This is a genomic window from Rubrivivax sp. JA1026 (genome assembly GCF_011065555.1).
Classification (GTDB): domain Bacteria; phylum Pseudomonadota; class Gammaproteobacteria; order Burkholderiales; family Burkholderiaceae_C; genus Rubrivivax; species Rubrivivax benzoatilyticus.
Window position 1 is genome coordinate 154,480 of the sequence record NZ_JAALCQ010000003.1, and the last position, 16,547, is coordinate 171,026.

The following is a 16,547-nucleotide window of genomic DNA, read 5'->3' on the forward strand; positions in this document are numbered from 1 at the left end:
GTCGTCTCGTCTGCTTCAGATCACCGCCCGCAGGCTGAAGAATGCCTTGCCGTCGCCGGCCGGCGACAGCGACGCCGCCAGCGGCGCCGCCGACTTGCGCGCGACGTCGATCAGCCCGAGGCCGGCGCCGGACACCGCGTCGGCAGCACGCGGCCGGCGCAGCTGTTCCTTGTACGCGGCCTTCAGCTGGGCCTTGTCCATCGCCGCCAGCGCCGTCACGCGCTCGAGCAGCGCCTCGCCGTCGGCCTGCTCGACCAGGTTGCCGGCCTGCACGGCGTAGCCGCCATTCTCGTCGCGCGCGACGACGACGGTGGCCGCCCCCGCCAGTTCGTCGTACTGGCGGCTGGCGGCGTAGTGGCGGATGTTCTGCGTCAGCTCGATGTAGACCGCGAACACGTCCATCGCCGACGACGGGTGCGCCTGGTCGGCCTGCAGGTAGTTCTTCAGCGCGTTGCCGATCTCCTCGATCAAGCTGCGCGAGATCGGGCCGTTGAAGCACAGCAGGATGCGGCTGCGGTTGAAGTGCTCTCTGAGGCCGAACAGGTCGATGGATTCCATGGGGGTGCGGCTCAATCGAAACGGAAGGACAGGAGGGTGATGTCGTCGCGCTGGGCGTGCGGGCCCTGGTAGGCGGCCAGCGCCTGCTCCAGGGCCTCGGCCTGCTCGCGCAGCGGCCGGCCGGCGACCTCGCGCAGCAGCTGCGCGAAACGCGCATTGCCGAAGCCGAAGCCGTGGTCGCCGCCGGCCTGGTCGAGGTAGCCGTCGGTGACCAGCGTGTAGGTGGTGCCGGGCAGCAGCGGCACCTCGACGTCGTCGTACTCGCCCTGGCGGCGGTCGCCGATCGCGCGGCGCCCGCCCGGCACGCTGGAGACGCTCTCGCCATCGCTCCAGTACAGCGGGATCTTGGCTCCGGCATAGACCATGCGGCGGTTCTCCAGGTCGACGAAGACCAGGCCGGCGTCCATGTTGGTGGCAATGGCGCGCGGCAGCGGGCAGTCCTGGAGCATCGCACGCATCGCCGCGTCGGTGTGGCGCAGCACCCGGGCCGGCGAGGCGATGCCGGTCTGGTTCATCGCGTGGTCCAGCGCCGCACGCGCCAGCATCGTCATCAGCGCGCCGGGCACGCCGTGGCCGGCGCAGTCGACGACGCCCACCAGATAGCGCGGGCCCTCGCTGCGGAAGACGTAGAAGTCGCCGCCGACGACGTCGCGCGGGCGCCAGAGCACGAAGTGGTGCTCGCCGAGCTGCTGCGTCAGCTGGCGCGCCGGCAGGATGGCGCGCTGGATCAGGCTGGCGTAGTCGATCGAGTCGCTGATCTTCTGGTGCGCCGCGCGCATGTCGCGGTTGGCGGCCTCCAGCGCCTCGGTGCGCTGGCGGACCTCGGCCTCCAGGTTGCCGGTGTAGGCGCGCAGCTTCTCGGCCATCGTCGCGAAGGCGCGGCCGAGGTCGGCGATCTCGTCGTGGCCGTCGGCCGGCACGCTGACCTGGAAGTTGCCGTGCGAGATCGCGGTGGCCGACTTGTGCAGCCGGCGCAGCGGCCGGATGACGAGCCGGTTGACCGCCAGCACGAAGGCCGCCAGCAGCAGCGCCAGCGTGCCGGCGGCCACCGCCGCGGCGGTGTTCAGCCAGTCGCCGTCGATGACACGCGCCGCGTCCAGGTCGACCGCGGTGACGACGTGCCACTTGAGCTCGGGCACGTAGGACAGCGCGAGCAGCTGGCGGCGCCCGTCCAGCGTCGCCCACAGCGTGGACACCTGGCCCGGACGCGCGACGGCGGCGTCCATCGCGGCGGCCAGCGCGGCACGTTCGCCCTCGGGTAGCTGGCCGGCCAGCGTCTGCTCGGCGCGCGCGGTGCTGCCGGCCTGGTTGGTCGAGATCAGCCGCGTGTCGCGGTGCGCCTGGATGGCGCCGCTGCCCGACAGGATGATCGGCGTGACGCCGGCCTCGGCGGTGTTGATGAACTCGGCGAGGAACTGCCGCAGGTCCAGCGCCGCGCCGGCCACGCCCAGCGTGCGCGCGCGGTCGCGGATCGCGACGTTGAACCAGACCATCGTGACCTGCAGCGGCACGTCGACGTTGACGTTGATGTTGTAGTCCTCGGGCCGGCGCAGCGTGGCGTAGAACCAGGAGTCGTCCTCCTTGGCCGGGTCCAGCGTGTAGCGCGGCTCGGCGCTGAAGGGCTTGCTCGGGTCGTTGAAGTAGAAATGGCCGCTGAGCCCGCTGGCGATGAAGTAGGCGTGGTCGCGCAGGTCCAGGCGGAAGGCCTCGGCCTCGCGCAGCGCCAGCGTCTTCTTCGCCGGGTCGGTCTCGTCGAGCAGCCACTGGCGCGTGAGCTGCGAGCTCGCCAGGCGGCGCGCCAGCGCCAGCTCCCGGTTGAGCAGCCCCAGGATCTGCTCGCGCTTCAACTGCGTGTAGTTGCGTGCGAACGCCTCGCCGAAGTGGTCGCGCACGCCCTCGACGAGCTGCCAGCCCAGCAGCCCGGCCGGCAGCAGCGCCAGCAGGCAGGCCGCCACGAGGGCGAGGATCGACTTGGCGCGCAGGCCCATGCCCCAGGTGGCCATCAGCGCGTCCTCATTCCCGTCAGTTCTTCTTGCGTTCTCACATGCCACCCGGTGCCCGTGCCGGCGAGCATACCTGCGGCGCGTGACCGCGCCGCGGGGAGATTGTCCGCGCCATCGGGAACCGACCGGAACGCCGGGGCTTGGCCGCCGACGTCGCACCCGGCATCCGGGCGCTCGGGCAGGAAAAAGCCCGGGGAGCGTCGCCCCCCCCGGGAAAGGGGTCGTCCGGGCGCGGCGGCGACCGGACGTCCCGTGCCTTCGGTCAGAAGCGCGTTTCCAGCGTCGCGAAGACGTTGCGGCCCTTGCCCACGCGGGTCGTCGTCTCGACGTCGCGTGCATTCAGGTAGGAGGCGTCGAACACGTTGTTGACACCGACCCGCACGCTCAGGTCGCGGCCGAAGAAGCCGCTGCCCTGGGCGTTGGGGCGCCAGCGCGCGTAGACGTTGGCCACGGTGTAGTCGTCACGCACGTACCAGTAGGTCTTGCCGCCGCTGACCAAGGAGGCGGGGTTCGGCGACGGCTTGAACCAGTGGGTGACGCTGCCGCCCAGACGCAGGCCCGGGGTGGCGTTGAAGAAGGCACCGATGTTCAGCTTGTCGGCAAAGGCCTGCGGCGTGTCCTGGTCGTTGGCCTCGTTCTTCTGGCTCAGCGTCGAATAGGCCAGCGAGATGCCCCCGAGCGCGTGCTCGTAGCTGGCCTGCCATTCGACACCATGGCGCTTCACGCGGTCGACGTTGCGGTACATGCCATAGGGCGAGCCCTCGGGGGAGGTCTCGTCCGGGCGCACCAGCGCCAGCGCGATCATGTCCTGGATGCGGCCGTCGAAATACATCAGCTTGGTCTCGAAGCTGTCGGCCGCGGCGAACACGCCCTTCTTCTCGTACGAGAAGCCCAGCTCGTACTCGCGGATGGTCTCGGGCTTCAGGTTGGGATTGGGCAGGTACCAGTAGTGCGGGTTCAGCGGACCTTCGGACGAGGTCTCGTGCGGTGTCGGCGCGCGGAAGGCCTCGGACCAGTTGGCCAGGAGCTGCAGGCCCGGCACGACACGCAGGCTGGCACCCAGGCGCGGCGAGAAGTGATCGCCGTCATAGCTGCCTTCGTTGGCGTCGACACGGCGGTCGAAGCGGTCGTAGCGGCCACTGAGCTGGGTCACCAGCCTGCCGTCCCAGAAGGTCGATTCCAGGTGGCCGTAGGCGCCGGAGTCCTTGTAGGTGTTGGGCAGCGAGCCGAAGTCGCTGTAGACGCCGTTGAGCAGGTAGGTCGCGTCTTCCTTGCGCTTTTCGTAGTCCACGCCGGCGACAAGACGGTGCAGAACCGAGCCGGTCTCGAAGTGGGCCTCGTTGCTCAGGCGCAGGCCGTAGCGCTTGTCGGCGTTCTCGTAGTCCAGGGCGTTCGTGGCGCCGTTACGGATGTCGACGTAGGTGTAGCCGCGGTCGTAGCTGGAGCGCGAGTGATAGACGGTGCCGGTGACGTTCAGCCAGGCCCGCGTCGGGTCGATGTAGCGGTACTTGGCGACGGTGTCGCGCTGCTGCAACTCGCCGATCACCGGCCCCGTCGTCGTCGAGTAGTTGGTGTGGTAGAGCGTCTGCCAGGTGGTCTCGTTGTCCAGCTTGTAGTCGTAGTGCGACAGCGAGAGCCTGTGACCGGCGGCCGGCCGGATCGCCCCTTGCAGGTACAGCACACGAAGGTCTTCGTCGTTGTCGACGGTGTCGATGCCCTTGCCGTTGGCGTCGACGCTGAACTGGCGCGACATCTTCATGTCGCCGGCCCGGCCCTTCTTGGCGTAGGCCAGGAGCTCGTACGGCTTGTCATCCGGCGCGTAGGCCGCCGCCACGTAGCCCTCGCGGTAGTCGTTCGACTCGTAGCGTGTCTTGACGGCAAAGCCGGCGTGCTGGCCGGTCGGCACGAAGTCCTTGGCGTCCTTGGTCGTCATCGCGACGACGCCGCCGATCGCGCCGCCGCCGTTCTGGACCGACGATGCGCCCTTGACCACCTCGACCTGCTTGAGCAGGTCGTTGTCGGAACGGAAGCTGGAGATGTGGTTCGAGTACAGCGACACCGAACGCCGGACCCCGTCCTGCAGCACGATGACGCGGTCCTCGGACTGATAGCCGAAGCCGCGAATGTTGAACTGTTCGCCCGTCATGCGGCCGCTGTCGCCGCCGGTGGTGACGCCCGGCAGTTCGCTCATCGCCGAGATGACCGTGCCGTGCTGCTCGAGCGCCTCGCGGCCAATCACCGCAACCGAACCCGGGTAGATCCTGGCGTCGGTCTCCAGGCTGGTGCCGACGACGGTGATCGCCGGCAGGCTGCCGGCCTGGCGCGGCGCGGCGCCCGCGTGCAGCGTCCACCGTCCGTCGGCAGCGCGCCCTGCGGACAGCCCCGTGCCCTGCAGCAGACGGCTCAGCGCCATCTCGGCACCGTACTCGCCGCTCAGCCCGGGCGAGCGGCGGCCCTCGGTCAGCGCTGCCGGCGCTTCGATCACGATGCCGCTGAGCGCCTTGAACTGCTCGAGCGCGGCGGCCAGCGGCCCGGGTTCGATCCGGTACTGGCGGACCGTGTCGACCGCGGCCGGGGCCCCGTCCTTGGCGCTGGCCGCAGCGGTCATCGTCATCGCCGACAGCGCGGCGAAGACCGCGCGCGCCACCACCCGCTGGGCCGGCTGACGGGCCTTCTGGAGTCTGTTCATCTCATTTCCTCGAGTTGTTGAAGTCGTCTACGGGAACGTGCCGGTTCCGCCGGCACAGCGGTCATGCAAGCGGGACCGCCCCGACACGCCGGCCCGCGGCGGCATGGCCGCGCGGACACGACAGCGGAGGGCGATGGCAGGACTGCCGCACACGAACGCGCCGGCGAGGCGCTGGCGCTCGGGGCAGGCGGCTCAGCCGCAGCGCGATGGGGCTGCAGGCGAGGAACGCCTGACAGGGCAGGAACCAATGAAACCGCGAACGACGCCGACTCAGCGCCGTCTCTGCATTTGAATACGAATGATTCGCATTCTAGACACAAAACGAAGCACAACGCCGTTGGCGCGCCGCAGGCCGCGCTGCGGGCACAGGTTGCTCGAGGATCTGGAGGCCACGGCACGAATGGCCGAGGCAGGAACGGGAACAGAGGGCCGGCGCGGGGAGCCGGCCCGCCAGGGGCGCCGCGCGCAAGCCGCGCGGCCGGAAATAGCCGCCGGCCTCCCGGCCGCGGCCGCCCGCTGCCCTCGCGCAGGAGGGCATGCGCCGCGTGCGGCAGCACGCGGCGCTGTCGCTCAGATCACTTCAGGTGCTTGCCGAAGAACCTCTCCATCGCCCCGTAGAACTCGAACTTGTTCTCCTCGTTGGCGAAGCCGTGGCCCTCGTTGTCCTTGACGAGGTACTCGACCTCGACGCCGCGCTTCTTCAGCGCCTCGACGATCTGGTCGCTCTCGGCCTTGTTGACGCGCGGGTCGCGTGCGCCCTGGGCGACGAGCAGCGGCGTCTTGATGCGCTCGACGTGGAACACCGGCGAGGTCGCGGTCAGGCGCTCCCTGTCCTTCGGATCGTCCGGGTTGCCGACCATCGCGTACATCTGCTGGCGCCACGGCTCCCAGTACGGCGGGATGGTCTTCATGAACGTGAACAGGTTGCTGACGCCGACGTAGTCGACCGCCGCGGCGTACAGGTCGGGCGTGAAGGCCACGCCGGCCAGCGTCGCATAGCCGCCGTAGCTGCCGCCGTACAGGCCGATGCGCTTCGGGTCGGCGATGCCCTGCTCGACCAGCCACTTCACGCCGTCGCTGATGTCGTCCTGCATCTTCAGCCCCCACTGGCCGAAGCTCGCCTCCCAGAACTGGCGGCCGTAGCCGGTGGAGCCGCGGAAGTTCATCTGCAGCACGCAGTAGCCGCGGTTGGCGAGGAACTGCACCTCGGGGTTGAAGCCCCAGCTGTCGCGCGCCCAGGGGCCGCCGTGCGGGTTGACGACGCAGGCCAGGTTCTTCGGCTCGCGGCCGGCCGGCAGCGTCAGGTAGCCGGGGATCGACAGCCCGTCGCGCGCCGTGTAGCGCACCGGCTTCATCTCGGCCATCTGCTCGGGCTTGATCCACGGCGCGGCATCGGCGAGCTTGGTCACCTGGCCGCTGCGCACGTCGTACAGGTGGCGCGCGCCCAGCGTGCGGTCGCTCCAGTTGACGACGATGTAGCGCGTTTCGTCCAGCGTCCAGGCCGACAGGTCGACCTGCTCGCCGGGGAAGCGCTGCTGCAGCTTCTCGAACGCGGCCTGCATCGCCGGGTCGAAGAAGTGCTTGCCGTGTTTGTCGGTCTCGTAGCTGGCCCACAGCAGCTTCTTCTGCACGCGCGACCAGTGCGCGCCCTCGACGTCGACCTCGGGGTGGGCGTAGACCACCTGTTCGGCGTCGGGCTTGGCCGGGTCGATCAGCACCAGCGCGCTCTTGTCGCGGCCGCGGTTGCTGACGGCGTAGAACAGGCGGTTGTCGCCGTCGAAGAACAGCGGCTGCACGCCAGTGCGGAAGTCGGTGGTCAGCAGCGGCTTGAACTCGCCGCTGTCGCCGTCGCGGTAGAGCACGGTGTTGTTGACGCCGTCGCTGGCGATCGCCACGCGGATGCGGCCGCGGTGGTCGGTGACCCAGTTGACGATGTTGCCGGGGTTGGTCGCGACGACGGTCTCGGCACCGCTGCGCACGTTCAGGCGCACGACGTCGAAGACCTTGCGGTCGCGGCGGTTGTGGGCCACGAGGATGTGCTGCGGGTCCTCGGGCAGGCCGTCGACGAGCTCGGCGCGCACGCCCTCCCAGGGCGTCAGGTCGCGCACCTTGCCGGTGGCGGCGTTGGCGGCGACGACGTGGAAGTTCTCGTCACCGCCGAAGTCCTTCATGAAGAGCACGGTGTCGTCGCCCTTCCACGCGTACATGCGGATGTCGCGGGCGGTCTCGCGCGTGAGCTGGCGCGGCTCGCCGACGGCGCGGCCGTTGACGAGCTTCTGCACGAAGACGTTGCGGCGCGGCGCGGCGCCGGCCTCGCCAGCGGCCGGCTGCAGGAACGAGACCCAGCGGCCGCCGTCGCTGAGGTTGTAGCCCGAACGCGCCGGGCTGCGGAAGAAGTCGCGCAGCGGCAGCTCGGGCGGCACGGCACGCGCGGCGGCCGGCGCCACGGCGGCGGACTGCGCCGCGGCGGGCGCGGCGACGAAGGGCAGCACGAACGCGGCCGCGGCCAGCGGGGCGAGAAGAGGCTTGGTCATGCAGGCGATTCCTCAGGTTGGGACACCGGCGAGCATGCACCGCCGCCGTCAAGGGGGCATCCGCGTTGCGACGAAACCGCCGCCGCGGGCGACGAACCGCCGGACGGTGGCTGCGGCGGGGCGGCACGACCCGCACCCCGCCAGGCCGTCTGCGCTCAGGACTGGATGTAGTGCTCCAGCTCGGCGATCGTGCGCTCCTGCTCGGCGATCAGCTCGTCGAGCAGGTCACGCATCGAGATCATGCCCAGCACCGTGCTGCCGTCGACCACCGGCAGGTGGCGGATGCGGTGCTCGCTCATCAGCGCCATGCACTCGTGCATCGGCGCCGCGGGCGGCACGCGCACCACGTCGCGCGTCATGATCTCGGCGACCCGCGTCTCGCGCGAGTTGCGGCCCTGCAGCGCCACCTTGCGCGTGTAGTCGCGCTCGGAGACGACGCCGACCAGGCGCCCGCCGTCCATCACCAGCAGCGCGCCGATCTCGTGCGCGGCGAGCAGCTCCAGCGCGGCGAAGACGCTGTCGTCGGGATGCACATGCCAGAGCGTGCCCTGGCGGCGGTGCAGCACTTCGGAAACCGGTTTCATCATCGAGCTCCCGACAGCCGTGAGTGCCCCAGCCTAGCCCATGCGCCGGCTGCCGCGTAGGGGCCGGGCCTCGGTGCTTGCCCGGGGCGCGGCGGGCACGGCGGCGGCCGGCCGTGGTCCAATCCGGGCATGTCCGAGCCGATTTCCGGCGCCGCCGAGGGCGTGCGCGTCTCCAAGCTGATCACCGAACGGGGCCTGGCCTCGCGCCGCGAGGCCGATGCCTGGATCGAGGCCGGCTGGGTCAAGGTCGACGGCAAGATGGCCGTGCTGGGCCAGCGTGCCGCCGCCGACTGCCGCATCGAGATCGACCCGCGCGCCCGCAACGAGCAGGCACGCCGCGTCACGGTGCTGCTGCACAAGCCGATGGGCTTCGTCAGCGGCCAGGCCGAAGACGGCTACAAGCCGGCGGCGACGCTGGTCATCCCGGCCAACCGCTGGAAGGACGACCCGACGCGCCTGGCCTTCCACCCCGGCCAGCTGCGCGGCCTGGCGCCGGCCGGGCGGCTGGACATCGACTCCACCGGCCTGCTCGTGCTGACCCAGGACGGGCGCATCGCCAAGACGCTGATCGGCGACGAGACCAAGGTCGAGAAGGAATACCTGGTGCGGGTGCAGTACACGAAACCCGGCCGCCTGCCCGACGCCGACCTGGAACGCCTGCGCCACGGCCTGGAGCTCGACGGCCGGCCGCTGCGCCCCGCGCGCGTGAGCTGGCAGAACGAGGACCAGCTGCGTTTCGTGCTGCGCGAAGGCCGCAAGCGCCAGATCCGCCGCATGTGCGAGCTGGTCGGGCTGAAGGTCGTCGGCCTGAAGCGCGTGCGCATCGGCAGCGTCTCGCTGGGCCAGCTGCCGCCGGGCCAGTGGCGCTACCTCGGCGAGAACGAGCGCTTCATCTGATGGCCTGCGCCACGCGATGAACGCTGCCGCGTCCGTGCCGGCGGCCCGGGCGCCGGTCTCGCACGCGCTGGCGGCGGTCGCGCTGGCGCTGCTGCTGGGGCTGCAGCCGGTGTCCACCGACGTCATGCTGCCGGCGCTGCCGCTGCTGGCGCGCGAGCTCGCCGCGCCGATGAGCGCGGTGCAGCTGACGATGGCGGCGCTGATCCTGGCCTTCGGTATCGCCCAGCTCGTCTGGGGGCCGGTGGCCGACCGCGTCGGCCGGCGGCCGGTGCTGCTCGCCGGGCTGGCGCTGTACACCGCGGCCAGCGCCGGCGCGGCACTCGCCGCCGACGTCGGCACGCTGGTCGCGTGGCGCGCGCTGCAGGGCGTGGCGCTGGCCGCAGCGGTGGTCGTCGCGCGGGCCATGCTGCGCGACCTCTACGAGCCGCACGAAGGCGCGCGCGTGATGGCGCTGGCGCTGTCGGGCCTGGGGCTGATCGCGATCGCCTCGCCGACGCTGGGCGGCTGGGTCGCCGGCGCAGCCGGCTGGCGCGCGACGCTGGCCGTCGTCGGCCTGGCCGGTGCGGCGACGCTGGCCTTCGTCGTGCTGCGCCTGCCCGAGACCATCGTCCAGAAGAACCCGCAGGCCACCGCACCCGGCCCGCTGCTGGCGGCCTGGGCCGGCATCGCGCGCCACCGGGTCTTCGTCGCCTGGGCGCTGCTGACGTCCTGCACCTACGGCGGGCTGTTCACGATCCTCGCCGGCTCGTCCTTCGTCTACATGGACCGCTTCGGGCTCGGAGCCGGCCACTACGGGCTGGCGATGGCCACCGGCTCGCTGGCCTACCTGGGCGGCACGGTGGTCTGCCGGCGCTGGATCCTGCGCCACGGCCTGTCGCGCTCGGTGCGCCGGGCGGCGCTGTTCACGCTGGCCGGCGGCCTGGGCACCGCGGCCGCGGCGCTGGCCGGTGTCGAGAGCGTCTGGGCCTACCTGCTGCCGCAGTGGCTGTTCTGCTTCGGCCACGGCATCCACCAGCCCTGCGGCCAGGCCGGCGCCGTCGGGCCGTTCCCGCGCAGCGCCGGCGCGGCCTCGGCGCTGGCCGGCTTCGTGCTCGCGTTCACCGCCTTCTGCATCGGCCAGTGGCTGGGCGTGGTGCTGGGCGCCGACGTGCGGCCGTACGCGCTGACTGTCGCCTTCTGGGCCGCCGCCACCACGCTGGTCGCCTGGACGCTGGTGCGGCGACTGCCGGAGGTGCCGCACCGATGAACGTGCACGCCGTCTGCCTCGCCGGCCCCACCGCCAGCGGCAAGACCGCCGCGGCGCTGGCGCTGGCCGCGCGCCGGCCGGTGGAGATCGTCAGCGTCGACTCGGCGCTGGTCTACCGCGGCCTGGACATCGGCACCGCCAAACCCAGCGCCGCGGAGCGCGCCGCCGCGCCGCACCACCTGATCGACATCGTCGACCCGGCCGACAGCTATTCGGCGGCCCGCTTCGTCGCCGACGCGACGCGGCTGGTCGACGAGATCCGCTCGCGCGGCCGGCTGCCGCTCTTGGTCGGCGGCACGATGCTGTACTTCAAGGCACTGCGCGACGGGCTGGACACGATGCCCGAGACCGACCCGGCGATCCGCGCCGCGCTCGACGCGCGCGCCGCCGCCGAAGGCTGGCCGGCGCTGCACGCCGAACTCGCGCGTGTCGACCCGGTGACGGCCGCCCGGCTGGCGCCGAACGACGCCCAGCGCATCCAGCGCGCGCTCGAGGTCTATCTCGGCAGCGGCCGGCCGATCTCGGCCTGGCAGCAAGGCGCGCGCGCCGAAAGACCCGCCGCCGCGGCCTGGCCGCTGGTATCGCTGGAGCCGGCCTCGCGCGCCTGGCTGCACGAGCGCATCGCGCAGCGTTTCGACGCCATGCTGGCGGCCGGATTCGTCGACGAGGTGCGGCACTTGCGCGCCCGCGGCGACCTGCACCCGGGCCTGCCGTCGATGCGCTGCGTCGGCTACCGCCAGGCCTGGGAGGCGCTGGACGCCGGTGATCTGGCGCCGCTGCGCGAGCGCGGCATCGCCGCCACGCGCCAGCTCGCCAAGCGCCAGATCACCTGGCTGCGTTCGATGCCGGAACGCATCGTCGTGCCCTGCGACGCGCCCGATGCGCTGGCGCAGGCGCTCGCGGCGCTGGAAGCCGCCGCCGGCTGACCCCTGGCACGCGAGGCCACGGGGGCCTCGGGCATCATCGCCGCCCATGCTGATGCTCGAGGGTCTGTCCAAGTCCTACGGGGAGACCCGTGTCTTCCACGATGTCACGCTCGAACTGGGCGCCGGCGAGTTCGTCGCGCTGCTCGGCGAATCGGGCGTCGGCAAGTCGACGCTGCTGAACTGCATCGCCGGGCTCGACGCCGCCGACGCCGGCCGCATCACCGTCGCCGGCCTGGATCTGGCGACGCTGGACGAAGCCGGCCGCGCCCGGCTGCGCCGCGCCCGCCTCGGGTTCGTCTTCCAGGCCTTCCATGTGCTGCCGCACCTGACGGTGGCCGAGAACGTCGCGCTGCCGCTGCTGCTGCTGAACCGCCCCGACGAGCGCCGCGTCGCCGCGCTGCTCGACGCCGTCGGCCTCGGCGGCCTGGGCGCGCGCTACCCGGCACAGCTTTCGGGCGGTCAGTTGCAGCGGGTGGCGATCGCGCGCGCCGTCGTGCACTCGCCAGGGCTGATCCTGGCCGACGAGCCGACCGGCAACCTCGACCCCGAGACCGCCGAACGGGTGCTCGGCGTGCTGCTCGCGCAGGTGCGCGAGGCCGGCGCCGCCTGCCTGCTGGTGACGCACTCCGAAGCCGCCGCGGCGCGCGCCGACCGCGTGCTGCGCCTCACCGCGCACGGCATCGTGGCGCGATGAACCGCCACCTGCTGGCCAGCCTGCTGTGGCGCGAGTGGCGCCACCACCCCTGGCGCCACGGCGTCGCGCTGCTGGCGGTGGCGCTGGGTGTCGCGCTGGCGTACTCGGTGCATCTGATCAACACCTCGGCGCTGGCGGAGTTCTCGGCCGCGGTGCGTGCCGCCAACGGCGAGCCCGACCTGACGATCCGCGGCCAGCGCGAGGGTTTCGACGACGCGCTGTTCGACCGTGTCGCGACCGACGCCGCGGTCGAGCTCGCCAGCCCGGTGGTCGAGTTCGAGACCTACGCCACCGCCGCCGACGGCCGGCGTGTCGCGCTGCGCATCGTCGGCCTGGACGTGCTGCGCATCGCGCCGGTGGCCGCGACGCTGCTGCCGCGCCCGGCCGACGACAGCCGCCCGATGGCCGGGCTCGACCCGTCGCTGGTCTTCCTCAACAGCGCGGCGCGCCAGCAGACCGGCGCCGCCGACGGCGCGGTGCTGGCGCTGCAGTCGGGCACCGCGTGGCAGCGCTTCGAGGTCGCCGGCAGCGTCGCCGCCGGCGGCCTGGCGATGGCGGTGATGGACGTCGCCGCGGCGCAGACGCGTTTCGGCTACGACGGCCGGCTGACGCGCATCGACCTGCGGCTGGCACCGGGCACGGACCGCGCGGCGCTGGTCGCGCGGCTGGCGCTGCCGGCCGGTGTCGAGGCCGTCGCGCCGGGCGAAGCCGAGCAGCGCATCTCCAACCTGTCGCGTGCCTACCGCGTCAACCTGACGGTGCTGGCGCTGGTAGCGCTGTTCGTCGGCGCCTTCCTCGTGTTCTCGGTCGTCTCGCTGTCGGTGGCGCAGCGCACGCCGAGCTTCGCGCTGTTGGGCGTGCTCGGGCTCACCGCCGGCGAGCGCCGCGGCCTGGTGCTGGCCGAATGCGCAGTGCTGGGTGCCGCCGGCAGCGCGGCCGGGCTGGTGATGGGCGCCGGCATGGCGGTGCTGGCGCTGCGCTGGATGTCGGGCGACCTGGGCGGCGGTTACTTCCCCGGCATCGCGCCGACGGTGCGTTTCGGCGTCGGCGGCGCGCTGGCCTTCCTGGCGCTGGGCACGGTGTCGGCGCTGATCGGCGGCTGGTGGCCGGCGAAACAGGCCGAACGCCTGGCGCCGGCGATGGCGCTCAAGGGCCTGGGCGCGCCGCACCAGCCGGCGCCGCCGGCCCTGCCCGGCCTCTTGCTGCTGGCCGCCGGCGTGGCGCTGGCCTTCGCGCCGCCGATCGCCGGGCTGCCGCTGGCGGCTTACGTCGCCGTCGCGGCGCTGCTGTTCGGCGGTGTCGCGCTGGTGCCGGCGGTCGTGCACGCGCTGCTCGGGGGGATCGCCACACCGCGTTCGGCGCTGGCGCTGCTGGCCCTGCAGCGGGCGCGGTTCCAGCGTGCCACCGCGACGGCCGCGGTGTCGGGCGTCGTCGCCAGCCTGGCGCTGTCGGTGGCGCTGACGGTGATGGTGGCCAGCTTCCGCGACGGCGTCTCGCAGTGGCTGGACGCGATGCTGCCGGCCGACCTGTACGCGCGCAGCGCCGCCACCGGCGGCACCACCGACCAGGCCTGGCTGCCGCCGGACTTCCTCGCCGCCGCGGCCAGCGTGCCCGGCGTCGCCCGCGTGGCGGCGACGCGCCACCGCGCGCTGCAGATGGCCGAAGGCCGGCCAGCGGTGATGCTGATGGCGCGGCCGGTGGCCGACGCGGCCGGCGAGTTGCCGCTGGTCGGTACGGCGCTGCCGCCGCGGGCGGGCGAGACCGGCGTCTGGGTCAGCGAGGCCATGGTCGACCTCTACGGCGCCCGGGTCGGCGGCACGCTGGTGCTGCCGCTGGCCGGCGGCACGACGGTGCGTGTGCTCGGCGTCTGGCGCGACTACGCACGCCAGTTCGGCAGTCTGGTGATGGACGCCGCCGACTACCGCCGCCTCACCGGCGACGAACGCATCAACGATCTGGCGCTGTGGCTAGCGCCCGGCGCCGAGATCGCCGCGGTGCAGACGCGGCTGCGCGCGCTGCTGCCCGACCCGGCGATGCTGGAGTTCGCCGCCACCGGCGAGCTGCGTGTGATGTCGCTGCGCATCTTCGACCGCAGCTTCGCCGTCACCTACTACCTGCAGGCGGTGGCGATCGGCATCGGCCTGGTCGGCATCGCCGCCAGCCTGTCGGCGCAGGTGCTGGCGCGGCGCAAGGAGTTCGGCCTGCTGGCGCACCTGGGGCTGACACGCGGCGAGGTGATCGCCATCGTCGCCGGTGAAGGCGCGGCCTGGCTGGCCGCCGGTGTCGTCGTCGGGCTGGCGTTGGGGCTGGCGGTGAGCGCGGTGCTGGTCTTCGTCGTCAACCCGCAGAGCTTTCACTGGACGATGGAACTCGTCGTGCCGACGGTGCGGCTGGCGGCGCTGGCCGCGGCGGTGTTCGCCGCCGGCATCGCCACCGCGGCGTTCAGCGCGCGCAGCGCCGCCGGGCGTTCCGCCGTGATGTCGGTGAAGGAGGACTGGTGATGCGCCGCCGCCATCTGCTGTGGCTCGCCGGCGCCGCCGCGCTGCCGGTGCAGGCCGAGATCCGCCGCCGGCCGCTGGTCTTCCCGCGCGACCACGGCGCGCACCCGGACACCCGCACCGAGTGGTGGTACGCCACCGGCTGGGCCGGCACGCCGGAGGCGCCGCGCTGGGGTTACCAGCTGACCTTCTTCCGCAGCCGAACCGGACTGGCCGAGGATCTGCAGAGCCGCTTCGCGCCGCGCCAGATCCTGTTCGCGCACGCCGCGCTGACCGACCTGGACGCCCGCCGCCACCACCACGCGCAGCGCATCGCGCGCTGGTCGGGCGACACGGCCGAAGGCCCGGCCTGGGCCAGGACCGACGACGTCGGCGTGCGCCTGGGCGACTGGTGGCTGGAACGTTCCGGCCCCGGCTACCGCGCCCGGCTGCCGGCAGCCGGCTTCGGCCTCGACCTGACGCTGGCGCCGACGCAGCCGCTGCTGCTGCAGGGCGACGCCGGTTTCTCGCGCAAAGGCCCGGAGGAACGCCAGGCCAGCCACTACGTGAGCGAGCCCCAACTCGCGGCAACGTGCCGGTTCAACGCCGACGGCCGCCCGGTCGAGGCGCGCGGCGTCGCCTGGATGGACCACGAGTGGAGCGACGAGATCCTGCACCCCGAGGCCGTCGGCTGGGACTGGATCGGCATCAACCTGTTCGACGGCGGCGCGCTGACCGCCTTCCGTCTGCGCCGCGCCGACGGGAGCGCGCTGTGGGCTGGCGGCAGCTGGCGCAAGGCCGGTGGCGCGGCCGCGGCCTTCGCGCCCGCCGACGTGGTCTTCACGCCAGGCCGGCGCTGGGCGAGCCCGGCGACCCGCGCCGAGTACCCGGTCGAATGGCAGGTCGACACGCCGGCCGGGCGCTGGCGCGTGCGCGCGCTGCTCGACGGCCAGGAACTCGACAGCCGCGGCGGCACCGGCGCGGTCTACTGGGAAGGCCTGAGCGAGCTGCTCGACGAACGCGGGCGCCGCGTCGGCCTGGGTTACCTGGAGATGACGGGCTACGCCAGCCGGCTGCGGTTGGGCTGATCAGGGCGGCGGCGCGTCGGCGCGGCGGCGGCGCAGGTCCACCGGCGCGGCACGCACGCAGTTGCCGCCGGCCTGCTGGGCGGCGGCCAGCGCGGCGTCGACGTCGTCGATCAGCGCCGACAGGTTCTGGTGCGCCAGCCGCAGCGCGGCGACGCCGACACTCACCGTGACGCGCAGCGGGTGCGCGCCGCAGGGGATCTCCATCTGCTCGGAGCGCTCGCGGATGCGCTCGGCGACGTCGAGCGCGCCGGTCGGGTCGGCATGCACCAGCCAGACGGCGAACTGGGTGTCGCCGAAACGGGCGATCAGGTCGCCGCCGCGCAGCGTCTGCTCGGTGTCGCGCGCCAGCGCGCGCAGCACGGTCTCGGCGGCGGCGATGCCGCGGCCCTCGACCAGGCGCGCGACCTGGTCGACCTCGACGACCAGCAGCGCCGCGCCAGTGCCGTAGCGCCGCGCCCGCGACCATTCGCGCTCGGCCGAGGCCAGGAAGTTGGGGCGGTTGGTGATGCCGGTGGCCGGGTCGACGGTCTCCAGCCGCGCCAGCGCGGCGCGCGTGCAGTCCAGCGCCCGCAGCAGGTGCAGCAGCCACAGCACCAGCGGCACGCCGACGCCGGCGGCGGCCAGCGCCGCAGCCGCCGGCGCGGCCAGCGGCCCGAGGCCGCCGAACAGCCGCGCCAGCCCCCAGCCGGCGGCGGCCATCGACACGACCAGCAGCACGCCGAGCGCCACCCCGGTCGCCAGCCGGCGACGCGGGGGCAGCGTCTCGTCGGGAATGGGGATCGTCGGAACGTTCAGCATCGGCGCACCGCCGCCGGTATTCGACCACAACCGGGGACGACTGAAGCAGGGGC

12 protein-coding genes are annotated in these 16,547 nt (G+C 72.8%); 6 read left to right on the plus strand and 6 right to left on the minus strand.

What is annotated here, in order from left to right:
- Positions 1-15 precede the first annotated feature (15 nt).
- From siaB to G5B56_RS07240, 5 genes are all read right to left on the minus strand, one after another.
- A complete protein-coding gene (siaB, locus tag G5B56_RS07220) occupies positions 16-558 on the minus strand; it encodes a biofilm regulation protein kinase SiaB (protein WP_009858046.1) in 543 nt (180 codons plus the stop codon).
- 11 nt (positions 559-569) lie between these two features.
- Positions 570-2,561: a biofilm regulation protein phosphatase SiaA gene (gene siaA, locus G5B56_RS07225; protein ID WP_009858047.1), complete on the minus strand. Its 1,992-nt coding sequence runs from the start codon at positions 2,559-2,561 to the stop codon at positions 570-572.
- Positions 2,562-2,823: 262 nt separating this feature from the next.
- The gene (locus G5B56_RS07230) at positions 2,824-5,250 is read right to left on the minus strand and encodes a TonB-dependent receptor (protein WP_164962767.1); all 2,427 of its coding nucleotides are present in this window, start codon (positions 5,248-5,250) and stop codon (positions 2,824-2,826) included.
- Positions 5,251-5,825: 575 nt separating this feature from the next.
- Positions 5,826-7,784, minus strand: a complete 1,959-nt coding sequence (locus G5B56_RS07235) for a S9 family peptidase (protein WP_164962768.1) — start codon at positions 7,782-7,784, stop codon at positions 5,826-5,828.
- Between the two features lie 155 nt (positions 7,785-7,939).
- On the minus strand, positions 7,940-8,368 hold the full coding sequence (locus G5B56_RS07240; RefSeq protein WP_029718913.1) for a CBS domain-containing protein: 429 nt from the start codon (positions 8,366-8,368) through the stop codon (positions 7,940-7,942).
- A gap of 129 nt (positions 8,369-8,497) precedes the next feature.
- On the opposite strand from G5B56_RS07240, the gene G5B56_RS07245 reads away from it, so the two are divergent.
- Genes G5B56_RS07245 through G5B56_RS07270 form a run of 6 tightly spaced genes read left to right on the plus strand, consistent with a single transcriptional unit; the run spans position 8,498 to position 15,696 of the window.
- Positions 8,498-9,265, plus strand: a complete 768-nt coding sequence (locus G5B56_RS07245; protein WP_009858051.1) for a pseudouridine synthase — start codon at positions 8,498-8,500, stop codon at positions 9,263-9,265.
- A 16-nt stretch (positions 9,266-9,281) separates the two neighbouring features.
- Positions 9,282-10,511, plus strand: a complete 1,230-nt coding sequence (locus G5B56_RS07250) for a Bcr/CflA family efflux MFS transporter (protein WP_009858052.1) — start codon at positions 9,282-9,284, stop codon at positions 10,509-10,511.
- Positions 10,508-11,437, plus strand: a complete 930-nt coding sequence (miaA, locus tag G5B56_RS07255; RefSeq protein WP_164962769.1) for a tRNA (adenosine(37)-N6)-dimethylallyltransferase MiaA — start codon at positions 10,508-10,510, stop codon at positions 11,435-11,437. The genes G5B56_RS07250 and miaA overlap by 4 nt, the downstream gene beginning before the upstream one ends.
- 46 nt (positions 11,438-11,483) lie before the next feature.
- Positions 11,484-12,131, plus strand: a complete 648-nt coding sequence (locus G5B56_RS07260) for an ABC transporter ATP-binding protein (RefSeq protein WP_164962770.1) — start codon at positions 11,484-11,486, stop codon at positions 12,129-12,131.
- Positions 12,128-14,632: an FtsX-like permease family protein gene (locus tag G5B56_RS07265; RefSeq protein ID WP_164962771.1), complete on the plus strand. Its 2,505-nt coding sequence runs from the start codon at positions 12,128-12,130 to the stop codon at positions 14,630-14,632. The genes G5B56_RS07260 and G5B56_RS07265 overlap by 4 nt, the downstream gene beginning before the upstream one ends.
- Positions 14,632-15,696, plus strand: a complete 1,065-nt coding sequence (locus tag G5B56_RS07270; RefSeq protein WP_164962772.1) for a lipocalin-like domain-containing protein — start codon at positions 14,632-14,634, stop codon at positions 15,694-15,696. Before G5B56_RS07265 ends, G5B56_RS07270 begins: the two co-directional genes overlap by 1 nt.
- On the opposite strand, the gene G5B56_RS07275 is transcribed toward G5B56_RS07270, so the two are convergent.
- Entirely contained in the window at positions 15,697-16,494 is a 798-nt protein-coding gene (locus G5B56_RS07275; RefSeq protein ID WP_240920674.1) for a GGDEF domain-containing protein, read from the minus strand. It abuts the gene before it with no gap.
- Positions 16,495-16,547: the final 53 nt, after the last annotated feature.